The 20,862-nt window shown below is 67.8% G+C and carries 18 protein-coding genes; 16 read left to right on the top strand and 2 right to left on the bottom strand.

What is annotated here, in order from left to right; genetic code table 11:
- Positions 1 to 81 precede the first annotated feature (81 nt).
- The 16 genes from GXK59_RS08150 (at position 82) to GXK59_RS08075 (ending at position 19,070) form a co-directional block, all read left to right on the top strand.
- The gene (locus GXK59_RS08150; protein ID WP_237393821.1) at positions 82 to 1,200 is read left to right on the top strand and encodes a tRNA (adenine-N1)-methyltransferase; all 1,119 of its coding nucleotides are present in this window, start codon (positions 82 to 84) and stop codon (positions 1,198 to 1,200) included.
- Between the two features lie 82 nt (positions 1,201 to 1,282).
- Positions 1,283 to 3,079 (top strand): proteasome ATPase, encoded by a 1,797-nt coding sequence (gene arc / locus GXK59_RS08145; RefSeq protein WP_160665856.1) that lies wholly within the window; start codon positions 1,283 to 1,285, stop codon positions 3,077 to 3,079.
- 59 nt (positions 3,080 to 3,138) lie between these two features.
- Positions 3,139 to 4,749: a depupylase/deamidase Dop gene (gene dop, locus GXK59_RS08140; protein WP_160669053.1), complete on the top strand. Its 1,611-nt coding sequence runs from the start codon at positions 3,139 to 3,141 to the stop codon at positions 4,747 to 4,749.
- 88 nt (positions 4,750 to 4,837) lie between these two features.
- On the top strand, positions 4,838 to 5,041 hold the full coding sequence (locus tag GXK59_RS08135) for a ubiquitin-like protein Pup (protein WP_024365265.1): 204 nt from the start codon (positions 4,838 to 4,840) through the stop codon (positions 5,039 to 5,041).
- Positions 5,042 to 5,120: 79 nt separating this feature from the next.
- On the top strand, positions 5,121 to 5,954 hold the full coding sequence (gene prcB / locus GXK59_RS08130) for a proteasome subunit beta (protein WP_160665854.1): 834 nt from the start codon (positions 5,121 to 5,123) through the stop codon (positions 5,952 to 5,954).
- 1 nt (position 5,955) lies between these two features.
- Positions 5,956 to 6,663: a proteasome subunit alpha gene (gene prcA / locus GXK59_RS08125; RefSeq protein ID WP_160665852.1), complete on the top strand. Its 708-nt coding sequence runs from the start codon at positions 5,956 to 5,958 to the stop codon at positions 6,661 to 6,663.
- A gap of 1 nt (position 6,664) precedes the next feature.
- A complete protein-coding gene (pafA, locus tag GXK59_RS08120; RefSeq protein ID WP_160665850.1) occupies positions 6,665 to 8,029 on the top strand; it encodes a Pup--protein ligase in 1,365 nt (454 codons plus the stop codon).
- Between the two features lie 110 nt (positions 8,030 to 8,139).
- Positions 8,140 to 9,078 carry an FKBP-type peptidyl-prolyl cis-trans isomerase gene (locus GXK59_RS08115; protein ID WP_160665848.1) on the top strand — a complete coding sequence of 313 codons (939 nt, stop codon included), beginning with the start codon at positions 8,140 to 8,142 and terminating at the stop codon, positions 9,076 to 9,078.
- A 44-nt stretch (positions 9,079 to 9,122) separates the two neighbouring features.
- Positions 9,123 to 9,518 carry an FKBP-type peptidyl-prolyl cis-trans isomerase gene (locus GXK59_RS08110; RefSeq protein WP_160665846.1) on the top strand — a complete coding sequence of 132 codons (396 nt, stop codon included), beginning with the start codon at positions 9,123 to 9,125 and terminating at the stop codon, positions 9,516 to 9,518.
- 100 nt (positions 9,519 to 9,618) lie between these two features.
- Complete coding sequence (locus tag GXK59_RS08105) at positions 9,619 to 11,637, top strand: helix-turn-helix transcriptional regulator (protein WP_160665844.1); 2,019 nt, start codon at positions 9,619 to 9,621, stop codon at positions 11,635 to 11,637.
- A gap of 26 nt (positions 11,638 to 11,663) precedes the next feature.
- The gene (locus tag GXK59_RS08100) at positions 11,664 to 12,062 is read left to right on the top strand and encodes a hypothetical protein (RefSeq protein ID WP_160665842.1); all 399 of its coding nucleotides are present in this window, start codon (positions 11,664 to 11,666) and stop codon (positions 12,060 to 12,062) included.
- 35 nt (positions 12,063 to 12,097) lie between these two features.
- Positions 12,098 to 12,367 (top strand): Sec-independent protein translocase subunit TatA, encoded by a 270-nt coding sequence (gene tatA / locus GXK59_RS08095; RefSeq protein ID WP_160665839.1) that lies wholly within the window; start codon positions 12,098 to 12,100, stop codon positions 12,365 to 12,367.
- A 48-nt stretch (positions 12,368 to 12,415) separates the two neighbouring features.
- Entirely contained in the window at positions 12,416 to 13,210 is a 795-nt protein-coding gene (gene tatC / locus GXK59_RS08090; RefSeq protein WP_202129088.1) for a twin-arginine translocase subunit TatC, read from the top strand.
- 24 nt (positions 13,211 to 13,234) lie between these two features.
- On the top strand, positions 13,235 to 16,138 hold the full coding sequence (locus GXK59_RS08085) for a DEAD/DEAH box helicase (RefSeq protein ID WP_160665835.1): 2,904 nt from the start codon (positions 13,235 to 13,237) through the stop codon (positions 16,136 to 16,138).
- Between the two features lie 88 nt (positions 16,139 to 16,226).
- Positions 16,227 to 17,885 (top strand): amidohydrolase, encoded by a 1,659-nt coding sequence (locus tag GXK59_RS08080; RefSeq protein ID WP_160665832.1) that lies wholly within the window; start codon positions 16,227 to 16,229, stop codon positions 17,883 to 17,885.
- Between the two features lie 441 nt (positions 17,886 to 18,326).
- The gene (locus GXK59_RS08075; protein WP_160665830.1) at positions 18,327 to 19,070 is read left to right on the top strand and encodes a polyprenol monophosphomannose synthase; all 744 of its coding nucleotides are present in this window, start codon (positions 18,327 to 18,329) and stop codon (positions 19,068 to 19,070) included.
- 111 nt (positions 19,071 to 19,181) lie between these two features.
- On the opposite strand, the gene GXK59_RS08070 is transcribed toward GXK59_RS08075, so the two are convergent.
- Both GXK59_RS08070 and GXK59_RS08065 read right to left on the bottom strand, forming a co-directional pair.
- The gene (locus tag GXK59_RS08070) at positions 19,182 to 19,529 is read right to left on the bottom strand and encodes an RNA polymerase-binding protein RbpA (RefSeq protein WP_024367218.1); all 348 of its coding nucleotides are present in this window, start codon (positions 19,527 to 19,529) and stop codon (positions 19,182 to 19,184) included.
- Positions 19,530 to 19,826: 297 nt separating this feature from the next.
- Entirely contained in the window at positions 19,827 to 20,789 is a 963-nt protein-coding gene (locus GXK59_RS08065) for an SPFH domain-containing protein (protein WP_160665828.1), read from the bottom strand.
- Positions 20,790 to 20,862 lie beyond the last annotated feature (73 nt).

Raw genomic sequence — 20,862 nt, 5'->3', positions numbered from 1 at the left:
CCCAATCGCCTTGGGCACCAGCAGCCGGACCGCCGGCAACATCCCCGGCAACACAGTTTTCCAGGAGCGAGGAACATCTTCATGAGCAGCGATACCGCCGCCAGCACCAGCCCGGACGACGCCGGAACCTCCGACGGCGCAGCCGTCACCAACGCAGCCGTCAGTCACACGGCCCCGGCGAACGGCACGGCACGTGCTGCCGTTGCCCCCGTCGGCGCAGCGCGCCGCCGTGGACCCTTCCGCGAAGGCGAACGCGTGCAGCTCACCGACGAGCGCGGCCGGATGAACACGATCAGCCTCGAAGCCGGCGGCGCCTTCCACACGCACCGCGGCTTCCTGAACCACGACGAGATCATCGGCAAGCCGGACGGCTCCGTGGTGGTCAACAACGTCGGCCAGCAGTACCAGACACTGCGCCCCCTGCTCTCGGACTTCGTTCTCTCGATGCCCCGCGGCGCAGCCGTCGTCTACCCCAAGGACGCCGGCCAGATCGTCACCATGGCGGACATCTTCCCGGGCGCCCGCGTCGTCGAAGCCGGCGTCGGCTCCGGCGCACTGTCCATCTCGCTGCTCCGCGCGGTGGGCGACAACGGCTACCTGCACTCCTTCGAGCGCCGCGAGGAATTCGCCGACATCGCCCGCGGCAACGTCGAGACGATCTTCGGCGGCCCGCACCCGGCCTGGCAGATCAGCATCGGCGACTTCCAGGAGGAAGTGGTCCGCACCGAGGAGCCCGGCTCCGTGGACCGCGTCGTCCTGGACATGCTCGCGCCGTGGGAATGCCTTGACGCCGTGGCCACGGTCCTGGCGCCGGGCGGCGTGTGGATCAACTATGTCGCCACTGTGACGCAGCTGTCCCGGACCGCCGAGGCTATCCGCGCTGACGGCCGCTTCACCGAACCCGACGCCTGGGAATCCATGGTCCGCGGCTGGCACCTCGAGGGCCTGGCGGTGCGTCCGGACCACAGGATGGTCGCGCACACCGGCTTCCTGCTCGTGACCCGGCGGCTGGCCGACGGCGTCACGGGCATCTCCGTGAAGCGACGCCCGTCCAAGACCGGCTTCAACGAAGAGGATGTCAACGCCTGGACGCCCGGTGCCGTGGGGGAGCGCGCCGTCTCGGACAAGAAGCTGCGCCGGGCCGCCCGGGATGCCATCGCCGGAACCAATGTCAAGGACGATCCGGACATTACGAAGTAGTCCGTATTTCGGAAGTCTTCAGCGTCACCCGGCTTCTTGGGGCTAATGTCTTAATAGAAGCGTAGGAAGGGGCTGATGCACGATGGAGACTCCGAACACTGATCCGGGCCTGACGCCGGCAGAGGACGCGGCTGTTGCTGCGGGACGGGCGCAGGCCGCCGACGGTGAGCGCTTCGGCGCCAGCGAACTGTCCGTGGCCGAACGCCAGGTCAACATCCTCCGGGACAAACTCCGGCATATAGACCGCCAGCTCGCGGCCGCCACACAGAACAACTCGAAGCTGGTGTCGATGCTGGAGACCGCGAAAGCGGAAATCCTGCGGCTCAAGAGCGCCCTCGACCAGGAGGGCCAGCCGCCGTACAGCTTCGGCACGGTGCTGCAGCTGAACCCGAAGCGCCACCCCTCCGCCGGCAACGGCGGGCAGGCCGCCACCGAGGAATCGGTGGACATCTTCAACGCCGGCCGCAAGATGCGCGTGGGGATCAGTCCGCTGGTCAACATGAACCAGCTCGCGGTCGGCCAGGAAGTCCTCCTCAACGAAGCACTGATGGTGGTCGCCGGCCTGGGCTACGAACGGGCCGGGGACCTTGTCACGCTGAAGGAAATGTTGGGTACCGACCGGGCACTGGTGGTCGGCCGGGCCGACGAGGAACGCGTCATCCGGCTCTCCGGCGCCCTGCTCGCGCAGAAGCTCCGGGTCGGCGACGCCCTCTCGATGGATTCCCGCACCGGCTACGCCCTCGAGAAGATCCCGCGCTCCGAAGTGGAGAACCTCGTCCTCGAGGAAGTCCCGGACATCACCTACCAGGACATCGGCGGCCTGGGACCGCAGATCGAACAGATCCGCGACGCCGTGGAACTGCCGTTCCTGCACCCGGACCTGTACCGCGAGCACGGCCTCAAGGCGCCCAAGGGAATCCTGCTCTACGGCCCGCCGGGCTGCGGCAAGACGCTCATCGCCAAGGCCGTGGCCAACTCCCTCGCCGCCCGGGCAGCCGAACGCACCGGCAAGACGGACATGAAGAGCTACTTCCTGAACATCAAGGGCCCGGAGCTGCTGGACAAGTACGTCGGCGAGACCGAACGGCACATCCGGCTGATCTTCGCCCGCGCCCGCGAAAAAGCGTCCGAGGGCAGCCCGGTGGTGGTGTTCTTCGACGAAATGGACTCGCTGTTCCGCACCCGCGGCACCGGCATCTCCTCCGACGTCGAAACCACCATCGTCCCGCAGCTGCTCAGCGAGATCGACGGCGTGGAGCGGCTCGATAACGTGATCGTGATCGGCGCTTCCAACCGCGAGGACATGATCGACCCCGCAATCCTGCGGCCGGGCCGTCTGGACGTCAAGGTCAAGATCCACCGCCCCGACGCGGAAGCCGCCGCGGACATCTTCAACAAGTACATCACCGCCGACCTGCCCTTCCACGAGTCCGACCTCGCCGAGCACCATGGCGACGTCCAGGCCACCGTGGATGCGATGATCCAGCGCACGGTCGAGGCCATGTACTCGACCGACAAGTCCAACGAATACCTCGAGGTCACGTACGCCAACGGCGACACCGAAATGCTCTACTTCAAGGATTTCAACTCCGGCGCCGTCGTGCAGAACGTGGTGGACCGGGCCAAGAAGTACGCCATCAAGGACCTCCTCACCGTGGGCCAAAAGGGCATCCGGATCGACCACCTGCTGCGCGCCGTCGTCGACGAATTCCGCGAGCACGAGGACATGCCCAACACCACCAACCCGGACGACTGGGCCAGGATCTCGGGCAAGAAGGGCGAGCGCATCACCTACATCCGCACCATCGTCCAGGGCAAGGCCGGGCAGGAGCCCGGCAAGTCCATCGAGACGATGCCGAGCACGGGCCAGTACCTGTGACGTCCGCTCTGCCCGGGAAGCCCGCCGGGGTATCCGGCGGGCTTCCCGCCGGCGGCGCCATGCGGGTGATGGGCTCCGAGACCGAATACGGCATCCACGCGCCCTCCGCGCCCGGGGCGAACGCGACGATGATGTCCGCCCGGGTGATCCAGGCCTACGCCCAGGTGACGCGGCAGCGCGCCGCCGGCGGCGCCGAAACCCGTTGGGACTACACCGACGAGGAACCGCTGCACGACGCCCGCGGGTGGACGCTGGAGCGCAGCCAGGCCGAACCGGACCAGTTGACCGACCAGCCGCCCGTCCTCGACGCCGAGGCTGTCGCCCTCTCGTACGGGCGGCAGGAGCTGGAGGCCGACGGCGAGGACGAATCCGGCACCCTGCTGATGAACATGGTGCTTGGCAACGGTGCCCGCCTATACGTCGACCACGCCCACCCCGAGTACTCCAGCCCGGAAGTGACCAACCCGCGCGCCGTCGTCGCCTGGGATGCCGCCGGAGACCTCGTGGCCCTGGCCGCGGTGCGGCGGCTTGCGGCCGACCCTGAACTGCCCCCGGTCAATCTGTACAAGAACAACACCGACAACAAGTCGGTCTCCTACGGGTCGCACGAGAACTACCTCATGCCCCGCAGCGTGCCGTTCGGCGACATTGTCCGCGGACTGACCCCGTTCTTCGTCACCCGGCAGGTCTTCTGCGGCGCCGGCCGGGTCGGCATGAAGCAGGACGGCTCCCGCCCGGGATACCAGATCAGCCAGCGTGCCGACTTTTTCGAGACCGAAGTCGGCCTCGAAACCACGATCCGCCGCCCGATCATCAACACCCGCGACGAACCCCATGCGACGGCGGACAAGTACCGGCGCCTGCACGTCATCATCGGCGACGCCAACCTCAGCCAGGCCTCCAATTACCTCAAATTCGGCACCACCGCCATGGTGCTGAGCCTGATCGAGGCCGGCCTGGCCCCCAAGCTCGAAGTCCATGAGCCGGTTGCCTCGCTGCAGGCCGTCAGCCATGACACCTCACTCACGGCCACCCTGCGGCTGCTCGACGGGCGGCGGATCACCGCCCTGGACCTGCAGTGGATCTACTTCGAAGCAGCCGCCAAGCATGCCCAGGACACCGGTGTCGCCGATGCCGTGGACGGTGACGGCCACACCCATGAGGTGCTGGAACGCTGGTCCGCGACGCTGACGGAACTGGCCAATGACCGGGCGGCCGCCGCGTCCGCGGTGGAATGGCTGGCGAAACTCTCGCTGCTGGAAGGCTACCGGGACCGCGACGGACTGGACTGGGGCCACGCGCGGCTGGGCCTCGTGGACCTGCAGTGGGCGGACATCCGGCCCGAAAAGGGGCTCTACTACCGCCTGCTGGCCCGCGACCGCATGCAGCGGATCGTCGACGACGCCATGATCCAGCGGGCGGTCACGGAGCCGCCGTCGGACACCCGGGCCTATTTCCGGGGCCGCTGCGTCAGCCGCTTCGGCGCCGACGTCGTCGGCGCCAGCTGGGACTCCGTGATCTTCGATGTGCCCGGCCGCGGCAGGCTTCAGCGGGTCCCCACCCGGGAACCCCTGCGCGGAACCGAGGCCCTCACCGGCGGTCTCTTCGCCCGGCACCGGGAGGCCGGAGCGTTCCTTTCCGAACTGCTGGGACTCCCACCCGGTTCCTAGGGACAAAGAGCCCCGCGGGGGCTCCGGGCGTGGCAATATGGCTACAGGAAGTCCCTTGCGAAGAAGGGGCGGACAGAAGGAGAAAACAATGGCAGGCCAGGAGCAGCAGCAGCCGCAGTCGCGGGACACCGAAGTCGATGAAGACGTTCCCGCCGCGCCGCCGGCCCCCGCGGAGGGCCAGGCGTCAGCCGCCACCCAGGGCGTCGACGACCTGCTCGATGAGATCGACGGTGTGCTGGAGTCCAACGCGGAGGAGTTCGTCCGCGCTTTCGTCCAAAAGGGCGGCCAGTAGCGCGGCGGCCCCGGGGTTGTGCCGGCACAGGGCTGAGGGCCGGAAAGTCGTTGATTCACTACGTTGAGGGAGTGCACCAGTGCAGGAAACCACCGCCAACCAGGTAGCAGCCAACGCCACGTCCTCCTTCACTGAACATCTGCAGCGCCAGCGCCCCGACCTGCTCCCGTTCGGCCAGCAGCACTTCGGCCAGCAGCTTCCGGCGGGCAGCGCCGCCACACCCCTGCAGGCGCCGCACGGGACGACGATCGTCGCCCTGACCTACGCAGGAGGTGTGCTGATGGCGGGGGACCGGCGTGCCACCATGGGCAACGTCATCGCCAGCCGGCACATCGAGAAAGTGTTCCCGGCGGACCAGTATTCCGTGCTCGGAATCGCCGGGACCGCGGGAATCGCCCTCGACATCACCCGGCTCTTCCAGGTCGAACTCGAACACTACGAGAAGATCGAAGGGACCCTCCTGAGCCTGGACGGCAAAGCCAACCGGCTCGGCGCCATGATCCGCAGCAACCTGCCCATGGCGATGCAGGGCCTCGCCGTCGTGCCGCTGTTCGCGGGCTTCGACCGTCCCGCCGGCCTGGGCCGGCTCTTCTCCTACGACGTCACCGGCGGCCGGTACGAGGAGCAGGAACACCATACCGTCGGCTCAGGCTCGATGTTCGCGCGCGGGGCGCTCAAGAAACTCTGGCGGCCCAACCTTCCGGAGCAGGACGCCGTCGCCGTCGCTGTCGAGGCGCTCTACGACGCCGCCGACGACGACTCCGCCACCGGCGGACCCGACCCCGTCCGGCAGCTCTGGCCCGTGGTGTACGTCGTCAACCGAACAGGTGCCTTCCGGGTTCCGGAGCGCGAGCTCGCGGCAGTCGCCGGCACCATCATAGAGTCCAGGGCCGTGGCCCAGCGGGAGGCCTGAGATGACCCAGCAGTTCTACGTATCGCCTGAACAACTGATGAAGGACCGCGCGGATTTCGCGCGGAAAGGCATAGCGCGCGGGCGCTCCGTGGTGGTCATCAGCTGCCGGGACGGAATTGCCCTTGTGGCCGAAAACCCCTCGCCGTCACTGCACAAGATCGGCGAGATCTACGACAAGATCGCGTTTGCGGCCGTGGGGAAATACAACGAATTCGAAAGCCTCCGCCAGGCCGGGGTGCGCTACGCGGACGTGCGCGGGTACTCCTACGACCGGGAGGACGTCACGGCCAGGGGCCTCGCGAGCGTCTATGCGCAAAGCCTGGGCGCGGTGTTCACCGCGGAACAGAAACCCTTCGAAGTCGAACTGGCGGTGGCCGAGGTGGGGTCCTCCCCGGACGCGGACCACCTCTACCGGCTGACCTTCGACGGGTCGATCGCGGACGAGAAAGGCTTCATCGTGATGGGCGGCCAGGCGGACAAGGTCTCCGAGTCCGTGGCGGCGGGCTGGCAGGTCGAGCTCGACTTCGCCGGGGCCATCAGGCTGGCCCTGGCCGGGCTCGTCGCGGACAAGGAAACCGACACGCTGCCGGCGTCGGCCGTGGAGGTGGCGGTGCTGGACCGCGGCTCCGAAAGCAGCCGGGGCACCCGCCGCGCCTTCCGCCGGCTCGACGACGCAGACATCACGGCATTGCTGGCTGAGGAGAACTGAGATGGACAAGCGCATTTTCGGCATCGAGACCGAGTTCGGGATTTCGTACTCGAGCCCCGAGTCCCGTCCGCTGGCCCCCGAGGAGGTGGCCCGCTACCTGTTCCGCAAAGTGGTCAGCTGGGGGCGGTCCTCCAATGTGTTCCTGACCAACGGCTCGAGGCTGTACCTCGACGTCGGATCACACCCGGAGTATGCCACCGCGGAATGCGACGACCTCGCCCAGCTGATCGCACACGACCGGGCCGGAGAGCTCATCCTGGACGACCTCGTCGACGAGGCACAGGAACGGCTCGCGGCCGAGGGCTTCAACGGCACGGTGTACCTGTTCAAGAACAACACCGACTCCGCCGGGAACTCCTACGGCAGCCACGAGAACTACCTCATCCCGCGGCGCGGGGAGTTCTCCCGGCTGGCAGAGATCCTGATTCCGTTCCTCGTGACCCGGCAGCTGATCGCCGGTGCCGGCAAGATCCTCAAGACCCCGCACGGTGCCACGTTCGCGTTCTCCCAGCGTGCCGACCACATCTGGGAGGGCGTCTCCTCGGCCACCACGCGGTCCCGCCCGATCATCAACACCCGCGACGAGCCGCATGCGGACGCCGAGTTCTACCGCCGGCTGCACGTGATCGTGGGCGACTCCAACATGTCAGAGACCACGGCCCTGCTCAAGGTCGGCACCGTTGACCTGATCCTGCGTATGATCGAGGCCGGGGTCATCATGCGCGACATGCGGATGGAGAACCCGATCCGCAGCATCCGGGAAATCTCCCACGACCTCAGCGGCCGCGCCCTGGTCCGGCTCGCCAACGGCCGGCAGCTCACCGCCCTGGAAATCCAGCGCGAGTACCTCGCCAAGGTCACGGCGTTCGTCGCGGAGCAGGGGGCCCACAACGCCCACGTCCCGCTGATCCTGGATCTCTGGGAACGCACCCTGGACGCAATCGAAAGCGGCGACACATCCGGGATCGACACCGAGGTGGACTGGGCGATCAAGAAGAAGCTCATGGACAACTACCGCGAACGGCACAACCTGGGCCTCGACGCGCCCCGGATCGCACAGCTGGACCTGACGTACCATGACATCTCGCGCACCCGCGGGCTCTACTACCTGCTCCAGTCCCGCGGGGCCGTCCGCCGCGTGGTGGATGACACGGCGGTCAAGGATGCGGTGGACGCCCCGCCGCAGACCACCCGTGCCAAGCTCCGCGGCGACTTTGTCCGGCGGGCGCAGGAACTGGGCCGCGACTACACCGTCGACTGGGTGCATTTGAAGCTCAACGACCGCGCCCACCAGACCCTGTTGTGCAAAGACCCGTTCCGCAGTGTGGACGAGCGGGTGGATGCCCTGCTGGACTCTATGGGCTGATACCCAGCTTTCCACGTTATTCTGGAGGGGTGCCGTTCGCGGCCAACGCTTGCTTTGCCGCTGGCATGTGCCCGGCGAGGCGTCCATCCTGCCCCGACGAAAGTTCTTAAGTGCGCCGACTATTAGCAATTCTTCTTCCCGGACTGCTGCTCCTGACCGCCTGCGGCGGCGGCGAACCAGCCGCCCCGGAACCCACCAGCCAGTCCGCCGGCGAGACCGCCAAGCTGGACTCCCTCAAGCTGACGGAGAACGGCGACAAGAAGGCCCCAGGTGTTGAATTCACCAAACCCCTCGAGGTCAAGGAACCCACCGTCAAGGTGGTCACGGAGGGCAGCGGCGACCGGGTCAAGTCGAACCAGATCGCCTCGATCTCCATCGTTGCCCTCAACGGCAAGGACGGCTCCACCCTGGAAGACACCTTCCCGAAGGATCCCGAAGAGCTCGAACTGAACGACGAGCTCAAGACCAGCAGCGCCGTCATCTACAACGCCTTCGTTGGCGCCAAGATCGGCTCCCACCTGGCACTTGCCGTTCCGGGTGCCGCGGCCGCTGAAGGCGCAGAAGCGCAGCCCACCCAGCTCCTCGTCGTCAAGGTGCTCTCCGCCAAGGACGCCCCCAAGGTCCTGGACAAGCCCGAGGGCGAGACCGTCACCCCGCCAGCAGGCCTGCCGGCCGTCAAGGACAATGACAAGGGCATCCCCGAGATCTCCGTCGACGGCGTCGCCGCCCCGACCGCCCTCGTCGCCCAGGACCTCATCAAGGGCACCGGCCCCGTGGTCAAGGAAACTGACACCCTCACCGTGAACTACGTCGGTGTGGCACTGGCCGGCGGCAAGGTCTTCGACTCCAGCTTCGACCGCGGCCAGAAGGCCACCTTCCCGCTCACCGGCGTCATCAAGGGCTGGACCCAGGGCCTGGCCGGCAAGACAGTCGGCTCCCGCGTCCTCCTGGTCATCCCCAAGGACCTTGCCTACCCCGACGCCACTGCTGCCAGCGGCCAGCCTGAAGGCGACCTCGTCTTCGTCGTCGACATCCTCGGCGTCAAGTAACCACCACACCCGCAGCACACAGGACCCCCTAGTAAGGAGCACCCATGTCATTTGGACAGCGCAACATTGACCGCCAGAAGCCGGAAATTGATTTCCCCGAAGGCGCCGTTCCCACGGAACTGGTCATCACCGACCTGATTGAAGGCGACGGCGCCGAAGCCAAGGCCGGCGACACCGTCTCCACCCACTACGTCGGTGTGGCCTGGTCCACCGGCGAAGAGTTCGACGCCTCCTGGGGCCGCGGAGCACCGCTGGACTTCCGCGTCGGCGTCGGCCAGGTCATCCAGGGCTGGGACCAGGGCCTGCTGGGCATGAAGGTCGGCGGCCGACGCCGCCTGGAAATCCCCTCGGAGCTGGCCTACGGCTCCCGTGGCGCCGGCGGGGCGATCGGTCCCAACGAGGCCCTCATCTTCGTCGTCGACCTCGTCGCCGTCCGCTAGCACACAGAACACGCCAAAGCGCGGTAACAATCGGAGAAGTTCTTCCGGCTGTTACCGCGCTTTTGTCAGTTTCGGGCGGGGACTTTAGTACCCTTGCGGGGTGTCAGCCTCACGTACCGAACGCCTCCTGAACCTGCTCATTGCCCTGCTCAACACCAGGTACGGCCTGCGCCGCAGTGAACTGCGCGATAAGGTCTACCACGACACGACCAGCACCGACGTCGCCTTCGGCCGGATGTTCGAACGCGACAAGGTCGAGCTGCGGCGGTTCGGGTTCGACGTCGAGACCGTTACGGACAAAGGCTGGGGCTCGGACGATCCCGCGACCACCCGCTACCGGATCGGCAAGGAATCCAACAGGCTTCCGGACGTCAGCCTCACCCCGGCAGAATGCACCGTGCTTATCCTCGCCGCCCAGCTCTGGGAGCAAGCCGCCCTGGGTTCCGCGGCCGTCAACGCGGTGCGCAAACTGCGGGCCTCCGGCGGCATGGTCGACGCCGAACTCCCCGCCGGGCTCCAGCCGCGGATCCGGCCGGCCGGCCAGGCCTTCGAGGACCTCGTCGCCGCCATGCACTCCCAGCACCCCGTCAGCTTCCGTTACCTCGCCGGCAGCACCGGCAAGGAGGAAACGCGGCTGGTGGAGCCCTGGGGCCTCGGCAGCCGCTTCGGCCAGTGGTACCTCGTCGCCCACGACAGGACCCGCGGGGACAAGCGCTTCTTCCGCCTCTCCCGCCTCACCTCCGCCGTGACCGTCCTGGAAAACGAAAGCTTCACGCCTCCGCCTGACTTCAACGTGCGTGCCGAACTGGCCGGGCTGGGGGAGCTGCCGGTCCGGGCCGCCGTCGTCGACGTCGAGGCCGGCACGCTGCGCGGGCTCCGCAAACGGGCCCTCCAGGACCCGGTACCGGAAGCCGGCGCGGGACTGCCCCCGGCCGGGCGGGACCGCCTCAGCGTGCCGTACCGGGACGCCGAGACACTCGCGGAGGAGCTCGCCTCCTACGGTCCCCGGGTCCGCGTCATGACCCCGCCCGAACTCGTCACGTCCGTGCGCCGCCGCCTCGCCGCCGCCGCTGAGTTCGCGGCGGCGCCCGTTCCGCCGATCGCGTTCCCGGCGGTCGGCCCGGCAGGCGCTTCCTTTCCAGGGGGGGCGCCCCGGCCGGGCCGCAAACGCACGTCCGAGGACCAACTCGCGCGGATGCTGCAGCTCGTGCCGTTCCTGGTGCACAACCAGGGCCTGCACATCAGTGAAGTGGCGGCAAACTTCGGCATCACCCGCAAGGAACTGGAAGCGGACCTGCGGATCCTGATCTGCTCCGGCCTGCCCGAGGGCTACCCGGATGACCTGCTGGACATCCAGTGGGACGACGACCACGTCACCATCACCCAGGACCTCGACCTGAACCGGCCGGTCCGCTTCACCGTGGAGGAAGCCTGCGCCCTGCTGACCGGACTGGAAACCCTCAATGGCCTGCCGCAGCTTGCCGAGGGCGGCGCGCTGGAATCCGTCACGCTTAAGCTCATGGCGGCTGCGGGGGAGGAAGGCCTCCAGGCGGCCGCCCTGTCCGGGCCGGAGGTGGTGCCCGGCAACTCCGCGGCCCTGGAAACGGCCCGCGAGGCCATCCGGACCGGTGCCCAGCTGCGGCTGCGCTACTTCTCGCCGCTCAGGGACACCGTCTCCGAACGCAACATTGACCCGCTGCGGCTCTATTCACTCGACAACACCTGGTACCTGGAGGCCTACTGCCACGCCGCGCAGGGCCTGCGGAACTTCCGGCTGGACCGGATCGAAGCCCTGGAAACCAACGGCCTCCCCGCGTCCGAGCGGTCGGCGCCGGACGGCAGTTTCCCCGTCAAGCTCTTCACCCCCAACGACGACGACACCGTCGTTGTGGTCGAACTCACCCGCCGCGGCATCGGCCTCGCCGACGAGTATTACGCGGAGCGGACAGCACAACTGCCCGGCGGCGGCCTGCTCGCCGAAATCCGCTTCGGCAGCACGGACTGGCTGCCGATGTTCGTGGCCCAGCACGGCGGGACGGCCCGGATCCTGGCGCCGGATGAGCTGGCCGGGGCTTCCCGCGAGTGGCTCGCCGCGGCCCTGGCCCAATATGAAGACTAGCCAGTGCGGCGGCTAGACTACTCAGCATGCCTTGGTGGTCCTGGATCGTGATCTGGATAGCGCTCGTCGCGCTGTCGCTGTTGTTCTTCGCCGTGCTCGGGGTCCGGCTGTTCCGGTCGTTCATGGCCACGGTCAAGGAACTTGGGGAAGCGGGGGAGCGGTTCTCCGCCTTCCCGTCCGGCCCGCTCACCTCCGGTTCAGCTGATGTTCATGTGGGCCGGGTAGGCTCGGACGGCGGCGATGCGGGCGGCCAGTCCGGACCGCGTGTTGTACCCGGGTCCGCCGTTTTTGCCTCACCCGTGCAGATGGGGCATGACTACCGCGCATCCAAATTCGCCCGCCAGGAAGCCCGCCGCACGCGGCGCGTCCAGCGCAAGATGGACCGTGGGCAGCCCCAGCGGCTGAACGACATCGAATTCAGTTAGACGTAGGATGTACTCAAACGAAAGGACCTCCTGTCATGAGGCTTGAAGGCTGGCATCTCATCATCATCATCGTCCTGGCACTGGTGCTTTTCGCTGCACCGAAGCTGCCCGGCATGGCCCGGAGCCTTGGCCAGTCCATGCGCATCTTCAAGTCCGAAGTCCGGGAGATGAAGAAGGACGGCGCCACGGAGGCCACTGACGGTTCTGAGCCCGTCGAGGGCCGGGTCGTGAACCACCCGAAGCCCGCCGGCACGGAAACCCGCGCCGCAGACGGAACCGACGTTCCGCCGCCGAACCGCGCCTAATACCGCGTGGCAGTAACCATGGGCCGCCGGTCGAACCCCGAGGGGAGGATGGCGCTCCTCGATCACCTCAAAGAGCTGCGGAACCGTCTCTTCAAGTCCGCAATCGCCGTCGTGCTGGGTACCGTCGTCGGCTTCCTCGTTTACCAGCCCATGCTTGCGGCGCTGATCAAACCGATCAGCGACCTCAACACACATGAGGGCCGGCAGGCGACGCTGAACTTCGACGGCGTGGCAAGCTCCTTTGACCTGATGATCCAGGTTTCCGTCTTCCTCGGCCTGATCGTCGCCAGCCCGGTCTGGCTGTACCAGCTGTGGGCATTCATCGTCCCCGGCCTGCACAAGAAGGAACGCCGGATGGCCCTGTCCTTCGTTGCTGCCGCGGTCCCGCTGTTTGTGGGCGGCGTCCTGCTGGCGTGGCTGGTGCTTCCCAATGCGGTTCGGGTGCTGACCGATTTCACCCCGACCGGCGGCTCCAACTTCATCAGCGCCCAGGTCTATCTGTCCTTCGTCCTACGACTCCTGCTGGCCTTCGGCATCGCCTTCCTGCTGCCGGTGATCCTCGTCGGACTGAACCTGGCGGGAGTCGTCAAGGGCAAGCAGCTCGTCAAGAGCTGGCGCATCACCGTCTTTTTGGTCTGCCTCTTCGCCGCCATGGCCGCGCCCGGAGCCGACGCGATGAGCATGTTCTATCTCGCCGGTCCCATGCTCCTGCTCTTCTTCGCCGCCATCGGGCTGTGCCTGCTCAACGACCGCCGGCGTGAACGGCGTGCCGTCAAACGGGCCGCCGAGACCGAGGCCACCGCGGACCAGGCGACTCCCAGCTCCGAGCTGGAGAATCTCTAGCCCTTGGCGCACTAGGCTGGAAGCATGTCCTCACTACCCGGGCCGGAATCGCCGTCTGAACGCTACCGAGCCAGTGCCGAGCGGGCCGCAGAAGCCAAGACCTATCTGGGCGGCTTCATCCGTTCGCTCGCCTTCGAACTCGACGACTTCCAGCGCGAAGCCTGCCTGTCCCTCCAGGCCGGCCGTGGCGTCCTGGTGGCCGCCCCCACGGGAGCCGGCAAGACGATCGTGGGGGAGTTCGCCATCTACCTTGCCCTCCAGCGCGGACTCAAGGCCTTCTACACCACCCCCATCAAGGCCCTGTCCAACCAGAAGTACTCCGAACTGGCGGACAAGTACGGTGCCGACCGGGTGGGGCTGCTGACCGGTGATACCAGCATCAACGGCGACGCCCCGGTTGTGGTGATGACCACCGAGGTGCTCCGCAACATGCTCTACGCCGACTCCAGCACCCTCAGCGACCTCGGCTACGTCGTCATGGACGAGGTCCACTACCTCGCGGACCGCTTCCGCGGCGCCGTCTGGGAGGAGGTCATCATCCACCTCCCCAGCGAGGTCCAGGTCGCCTCGCTCAGCGCCACCGTCTCCAACGCCGAGGAGTTCGGCGCCTGGCTGGACACGGTGCGCGGCCAGACCGACGTTATCGTTTCCGAGCACCGGCCCGTGCCGCTGTGGCAGCACGTCATGGTGGGCCGGAAGATCGTGGATCTCTTCGCCGACGACACGAGCTTCGATGAGATCGCCCCGGCCGGCGAGGCCGCAGTGTCCGCCGCCGGAACTACGGAAACCCCCGGCCCCAAAGCCGTCATCACCGAGCGCCCCGGCTTCGAGGTCAACCCCGAACTGCTCTCCATGGCCCGCGCCGAGAGCCAGATGAACTTCCGCGGACGCTTCGGCCACGGCGGCCGCAACCAGCGGCGCCAGAGCAGCCGGCGGGACGACGAACCGCAGGGCGGGCCGCGCAGCCCCGTCCGGAAGGCCAGCCGCCCCCAGGTCATCGCCAGCCTGGACCGGCAGGACCTCCTGCCGGCGATCACCTTCATCTTTTCCCGCGCCGGCTGCGATGCCGCCGTGGCGCAGTGCGTTGCTGCCGGCCTGTGGCTGACCACCGAGCAGGAACAGCTCATCATTGCGCGGCGCGTCGATGAGGCAGCGCAGGACATCCCCTCCGACGACCTGGACGTCCTGGGCTTCTGGAGCTGGCGCGACGGGCTGCTCCGCGGGCTGGCGGCACACCACGCCGGCATGCTGCCCACCTTCAAGGAAGTGGTGGAGAAACTCTTCGTCGACGGACTGGTCAAGGCCGTGTTCGCGACCGAAACCCTCGCGCTCGGCGTCAACATGCCGGCGCGCTCCGTCGTGCTGGAAAAGCTCGACAAGTTCAATGGCGAGGCGCACGTGAACATCACCGCGGGGGAGTACACGCAGCTGACCGGACGCGCCGGCCGCCGCGGGATCGACGTCGAGGGCCACGCCGTCGTCCTGTGGCAGCCGGGCACGGATCCGACGGCCGTTGCCGGCCTCGCCTCGCGGCGCACGTACCCGCTGAATTCCAGTTTCCGGCCCACGTACAACATGTCCATCAACCTCCTGGCGCAGTTCGGTCGGCCCCGGGCCCGGGAGATCCTGGAGTCCTCTTTCGCCCAGTTCCAGGCCGACCGCTCGGTCGTCGGGCTGGCGAAGCAGGTGCGCGGCCGCGAAGAGTCCCTGGCCGGCTTCAGCAAGGCGATGAGCTGCCACCTGGGGGACTTCACCGACTACTCGCGGATCCGGCGGGCGCTCTCCGATGCGGAGAAGAACGCCTCGACGACCAGTTCCCGGGCCAGGAAGTCCGTGACCGAGGACTCCCTGAGCCGGCTGCTCCCCGGGGACGTGGTGGATGTGCCCACCGGGCGGGCGCCCGGACTCGCCGTCGTCCTCAGCTCCGACCACCACTCCCGCGAACCGCGGCCCGCCGTCATGACCCTGGACAACCAGTTGCGCCGGATCGGCACCCAGGATGTGGAAGGGCCGCTGTCTCCCATCACCAGGGTCCGGATCCCGAAGTCCTTCAACGCCAAGGTGCCCAAGTCACGGCGTGACCTGGCGTCCTCCGTGCGCAACGCCCTTCGGGAGAACCGGCCGCCGGCGCCGCCGGGCCGCAACGACGACTTTGGCCGCGCCGCCGCCCAGCCGGACCAGGAAAAGAAGATCACCGAGCTGCGCCGTGAGCTCCGCGCCCACCCCTGCCATGGCTGCAGCGAACGCGAGGACCATGCGCGCTGGTCCGAGCGCTACTGGAAGCTCCGGCAGGAGACCGACGGGCTGGTCCGCCAGATCCAGGGCCGCACCAACACCATCGCCAAGACCTTCGACCGGGTCTGCGGCGTCCTGTCCAGCTACGGCTACCTGGAAACCGCCGACGACGGGGTGCTCACCATCAGCCCCGACGGCCAGCGTCTGCGCCGGATCTACGGCGAAAAGGACCTGCTGATTTCGCAGTCCCTGCGGCTGGGCGCCTTCGGAGACCTTGACGCCGCGGAGGTCGCCGCCCTGGCCAGCGTCCTGGTCTACCAGGCCAAGCGCGAGGACCGCGGACTCCGGCCCAAGATGCCGAGCATTGCACTGGAATCCGCCGTCGACATTGTGGTCCATGAATGGTCCGCCCTGGAGGACGTCGAGGAAGCCAGCAAGCTCCCGCTGACCGGCGAACCCGAACTCGGCCTGGTCTGGCCGATCTTCAAGTGGGCCAAGGGCCGGCACCTGCAGGACGTCCTCAGCGGCACGGACCTGGCCGCAGGCGACTTTGTCCGGTGGGTGAAACAAGTCATCGACCTGCTGGACCAGCTGGCAAAAATCCCGACGCTGGACCCGCGGGTCTCCCGGCTGTGCGGCGAAGCAATCAAACTCATCAAGCGCGGCGTCGTCGCGTATTCCTCCGTGGCCTGACCGCCACGGCCGCCCGGCCAAACCCTCCCCACCGTCGTCGAACACGTCCGGCCCGTGCCGGTCACCAGTTGCAAGGAGTCCCAGACCCATGACCGATTCACCGGCCACCCCCGCGCCGCACAAGGTAACGCTGTACAGGAACGGCTCCGTCTACACCGCCGCTGATCCCTTTGCGACGGCGATGCTGGTCGACGGCGACACCGTCGCGTGGGTCGGTTCCGAGCAGGCGGCCACCTCGATCGCCGACGCCTCGATGGAGGTCATCGACCTGCACGGGGCGCTCCTCGCCCCCGGTTTCGTCGACTCCCATGTCCATCTCACCGAAACAGGCATCGCCCTGGACTCCCTGCAGCTCGGCAGCGTCCGCTCCGCCCGGGAACTGCTCGACGCCGTCGCCGGCTTCGCCGCCTCCGCTGCCAGCGAGGGCGGCGCCGTGCTGGGTCACGGCTGGGACGAGACCCGGTGGACGGACCCGGCGCTGCCCTCCCGCGAGGAACTCGAACGCGCCGCCGGCGGGCGCAACGTCTATCTCTCCCGCGTCGACGTGCACTCGGCCCTTGTATCCACGTCGCTGGCGGCAGCCGCCGGCCTCGACGGGATCGACGGCTCCGGTGCCGGCAGCCAGGTCAAGAGTGCCGCCCACACCGCCGCCCGGCTGGCGACGCGCCACTTGCCCGCCGCGGCGCTCCGAAGCTACCAGCAGCGGGCCCTCGCCGAGGCGGCAGCCAACGGCTATGTGGCCGTCGCGGAAATGGCGGCACCGCACATCGGCAGCATTGACGACCTCCGGCTCACCGCCGCCTGGAACACGGGCCCGGACGCCGTTCCGGAAATCCTGCCGTACTGGGGCGAGCTGGCCACCTCGGCGGACCACGCCCGGTCCATCCTTGACGGCCTCGGCGTGCCCGTGCTCGGGCTGGCGGGCGACCTGAACATGGACGGCTCGATCGGTTCGCGGACCGCGGCCGTGCGGGCGGACTACAGCGACGCCCCGGGGGAGCGCGGGAGCCTGTACCTCTCGGTCGCGGAGGCCGCGGCACACGTGGCCGCGTGCTCGCTGCTGGGCATCCAGGCAGGATTCCATGTGATCGGCGACGCCGGCCTCGACGCCGCACTGGACGCCTTGGACCAGGCGGCAGCGGAAGTCGGCGAGCAGAAGGTCCGGGCCGCCGGCCACCGCCTCGAACACGTCGAACTCGCCGACGCCGAATCCATCCGCAGACTGGCCGCGTACTCCGTCACCGTCAGCGCCCAGCCCGGCTTCGATGCTGCCTGGGGCGGCGAGGACGGTCTCTACCAGCAGCGCCTGGGCTCCCGGAGGGTCGGCATGAACCCCTTTGCGTCCTTCTACGCCGCCGGCGTCCCGATCTCCTTTGGCAGCGACAGCCCGGTCACGCCCCTGCGGCCGTGGGCCAGCGTCCGGGCCTGCCTGCAGCACAACAACCCCGCGGAACAGATCTCGGCCCGCGCCGCGTTCCTGGGCCATACGCGGGCCGGCTGGCGCGCTGCCCGGTACCGGAACCCGATGGCCGGCCAGCTGGTACCCGGGGCCCCCGCCAGCTTTGCCGTGTGGGAAGTCGATGAGCTTATGGTCCAGGTCGCTGACGGCCGGGTCCAGTCCTGGAGCACGGACCCCCGCGCCCGGACGCCGCTGCTGCCCGCGCTGGACACCGGCTCCGAGCCGGCCTGCCTGCAGACCGTCAGGGACGGCCGCGAGCTGTTCGCCAGCGGCCACCTGCGGGGCTGACCGCCAGCCGGCCCGGCCGGTGCCACACCGAAACTTCGACAGGCTTGAGGCGCCCCTGACCTGCGACGATGGATGAATCGGCAGGTCATGGACCGGTTGACAGATCGGGCCGTGCCCGTAGCATTGAGGGTCAACGGAGGGTTGCGTAAGGCGCAGACTCCGGACGTCCCCCCGGTCAGGTCCAGGTTGCCGCAACCGCGGCAGCTACCTTGGCCGTGGCCATGGGTAACCCCAGGGGGCGGGTCCACTTCGCAGCAGAAAACGGTTCCGGCGGCGCTTTCCGCGGGCTGCCGGAACTGGCCCGAAGCGGGTGGACCTGCCCGGGGGCCGGCATCGGCCCCCGAGGGTCCGGCGACTCCCTATAATGGAGAGTTGCGCCTGGTATCAGCTCCTGAGTGACCGCCCGGCGTTTGACCGCTCCCTTCAAGGAAAGGCCTCGCTGTGCGTGTCCTCACGATCATCCCGACCTACAACGAGCTGGAATCGTTGCCCAAGACCCTCGGGCGCCTGCGCACGGCTGTGCCGGGCTCCGACGTCCTGGTTGTCGACGACAACAGCCCCGACGGCACCGGGCAGCTGGCGGACCGCTTCGCCGCCGAGGACAGCCAGGTCCATGTCCTGCACCGCGCGGGCAAAGCCGGACTCGGAGCGGCATACATCGCCGGTTTCAAGTGGGGCCTCGACGCCGGTTACGACGTCCTCGTCGAGATGGACGCCGACGGCTCGCACCAGCCGGAGCAGCTTCCCCAGCTGCTGGAGGCCGTGGAACAGGGCGCCGACCTCGCCATGGGCTCCCGCTGGGTACCCGGCGGCAGTGTCGTCAACTGGCCGCTGTACCGGCAGGCGATTTCCCGGGTGGGCAGCACCTACGCCCGGATCCTGCTGGGCCTGAAAATCAAGGACGTCACCGGGGGCTTCCGTGCGTTCCGCCGGAGCACCCTGGAGAAGCTGAACCTGGACGCCGTCGACTCAGTCGGGTACGGCTTCCAGGTGGACCTCGCCTGGCGCGTGGCCAAGCTTGGTCTGACGATTGTCGAACGCCCCATCACTTTCGTCGAACGTGAGCTGGGCGCCTCGAAGATGAGCGGAAACATCGTGGTCGAAGCCATGATCAATGTGACGAAGTGGGGCCTGGCCGCCCGCTGGAACACGCTCTCCGGGAAAATCACCGGCAAGAAGCCCTAGCAGGCACCTGCGGTGCCGGCGCCAGTCGCCGGCATGCGCAAAGGGCCGGATCCGTACCCCGCAGTGGGAGTGTGGATCCGGCCCTTTTGCTGTGGCAGGTGCACGGGCTGTTTAGGCCGAGCGCCGTTCGCCGCGGCGTTCGCGCAGGATCGTCAGGCGGTCTTCGAGGATCTGCTCGAGTTCGGGCAGCGACCGGCGTTCCAGGAGCATGTCCCAGTGCGTGCGGACTGCCTTTTCGTTGAGGTTCACAGGGCGTTCGCCGTCGACGAGCAAGGCTTCCTTGCCGGTCTTGGATACCCATACCGGGGGGATCTCCGCTTCGGAGGAGAAGGTCACGAATACCTGTTCGCCGTCCGCGCAACGGTACTCAACCCGCTGGCGCGGAGCCGGTTCGACACCGGATTCGGTCTCCATGCTCTGTGCGCCAAGGCGCATACCCCGCAGGCTGCGATCGCTCATCTTTTCTCCCTCTATTCGGTTCGCAGGGTCATGCCCTGCGTTAGCCGGGGGCTGTGAGGCCGCGCCGGACTACTGTTTGCATCGCGCCGTCTCACGGGACCCATACCGGATCTATCGTCACTGGATTAAACGCTTTGCGAAGCTTAATTGTTCCGCCGGACTGAACCAGCCGGACAAATACTCAAGTATACGGGCACAGACCACCCCCGGTAAAGCCGGCAGGGACGTGGCAGCGGTTCCGGACAGGCGAAAAGGGAGCACCCGGCGAGCGGGTACTCCCTTCTTTCCTTGAAACGCTTAGGCCTCCGGCGCAGCCGGCCTGGCCGCGGCGGGTCCCGCCGCGGCGTCGGAATCGGGGCCGAACAGCCCGTCATTGAACTGGCCATCCTTGCTGCCGCCCAGCGCGTTCCCGATGCCCTTGAGGGCCTCGCCCACCTCACTCGGGATGATCCACAGCTTGTTCGCCGAGCCCTCGGCTATCTTCGGGAGGGTCTGCAGGTACTGGTAGGCGAGGAGCTTCTGGTCGGGGTTGCCCTTGTGGATCGCGTCGAACACCTTCTGGATGGCCTGGGCCTCACCATCGGCACGAAGGATCGCCGCCTTCGCGTCGCCTTCGGCCTTCAGGATGGAGGACTGCCGCTGGCCTTCGGCGGTGAGGATGGCGGACTGCTTGGTGCCTTCCGCGGTCAGGATGGCGGCGCGGCGGTCACGCTCGGCGCGCATCTGCTTCTCCATCGAATCCTGGATGGAGTGCGGCGGATCGATCGCCTTGAGTTCCACCCGGGAGACACGGATGCCCCAGCGGCCGGTCGCTTCGTCCAGCACACCGCGGAGCTGCCCGTTGATCTGGTCACGGGAGGTCAGGGCCTCTTCGAGGTTCAGGCCGCCGACGACGTTGCGGAGCGTCGTGGTGGTGAGCTGCTCGACCGCCTGGATGTAGTTGGCGATCTCATAGGTTGCCGCCCGTGCGTCGGTGACCTGGAAGTAGACCACCGTGTCGATGGAGACCACGAGGTTGTCCTCGGTGATCACCGGCTGCGGCGGGAAGGAGACCACCTGTTCACGCAGGTCAAGCAGCGGCAGCAGCCTGTCCACGAACGGGATCAGGATCGTGAGGCCGGGGTTCAGCGTCCGCTGGTACTTGCCCAGCCGCTCGACGACGCCGGCACGGGCCTGCGGGACAATCCGCACCGACCGGACCAGCACAATTATTACGAACGCAACGAGAACCAGCAGCACGATTGCGACTGCGATATCCATACATCACCTATTCCCCAGATTTGGTCTTGCCATGGTGTGCGGCGGTGTCCCGCCGCGTCCCCGGTGCCGGTGG

Origin of the sequence: Pseudarthrobacter sp. ATCC 49987 (assembly GCF_009928425.1) — a bacterium.
Lineage (GTDB): Bacteria > Actinomycetota > Actinomycetes > Actinomycetales > Micrococcaceae > Arthrobacter.
This window is presented reverse-complemented; position numbering and strand designations above follow the sequence as displayed.

Excerpts from the sequence above, each read along its gene's own strand:
- pafA (WP_160665850.1), top strand. The coding sequence starts at position 6,665 with ATGGACAAGCGCATTTTCGGCATCGAGACCGAGTTCGGGATTTCGTAC.
- GXK59_RS08080 (WP_160665832.1), top strand. The coding sequence starts at position 16,227 with ATGACCGATTCACCGGCCACCCCCGCGCCGCACAAGGTAACGCTGTAC.
- prcA (WP_160665852.1), top strand. The coding sequence starts at position 5,956 with ATGACCCAGCAGTTCTACGTATCGCCTGAACAACTGATGAAGGACCGC.
- dop (WP_160669053.1), top strand. The coding sequence starts at position 3,139 with ATGCGGGTGATGGGCTCCGAGACCGAATACGGCATCCACGCGCCCTCC.
- arc (WP_160665856.1), top strand. The coding sequence starts at position 1,283 with ATGGAGACTCCGAACACTGATCCGGGCCTGACGCCGGCAGAGGACGCG.
- GXK59_RS08150 (WP_237393821.1), top strand. The coding sequence starts at position 82 with ATGAGCAGCGATACCGCCGCCAGCACCAGCCCGGACGACGCCGGAACC.
- GXK59_RS08070 (WP_024367218.1), bottom strand. The coding sequence starts at position 19,529 with ATGAGCGATCGCAGCCTGCGGGGTATGCGCCTTGGCGCACAGAGCATG.
- GXK59_RS08065 (WP_160665828.1), bottom strand. The coding sequence starts at position 20,789 with ATGGATATCGCAGTCGCAATCGTGCTGCTGGTTCTCGTTGCGTTCGTA.
- tatC (WP_202129088.1), top strand. The coding sequence starts at position 12,416 with ATGGCGCTCCTCGATCACCTCAAAGAGCTGCGGAACCGTCTCTTCAAG.
- GXK59_RS08085 (WP_160665835.1), top strand. The coding sequence starts at position 13,235 with ATGTCCTCACTACCCGGGCCGGAATCGCCGTCTGAACGCTACCGAGCC.
- GXK59_RS08135 (WP_024365265.1), top strand. The coding sequence starts at position 4,838 with ATGGCAGGCCAGGAGCAGCAGCAGCCGCAGTCGCGGGACACCGAAGTC.
- tatA (WP_160665839.1), top strand. The coding sequence starts at position 12,098 with ATGAGGCTTGAAGGCTGGCATCTCATCATCATCATCGTCCTGGCACTG.
- GXK59_RS08110 (WP_160665846.1), top strand. The coding sequence starts at position 9,123 with ATGTCATTTGGACAGCGCAACATTGACCGCCAGAAGCCGGAAATTGAT.
- GXK59_RS08100 (WP_160665842.1), top strand. The coding sequence starts at position 11,664 with ATGCCTTGGTGGTCCTGGATCGTGATCTGGATAGCGCTCGTCGCGCTG.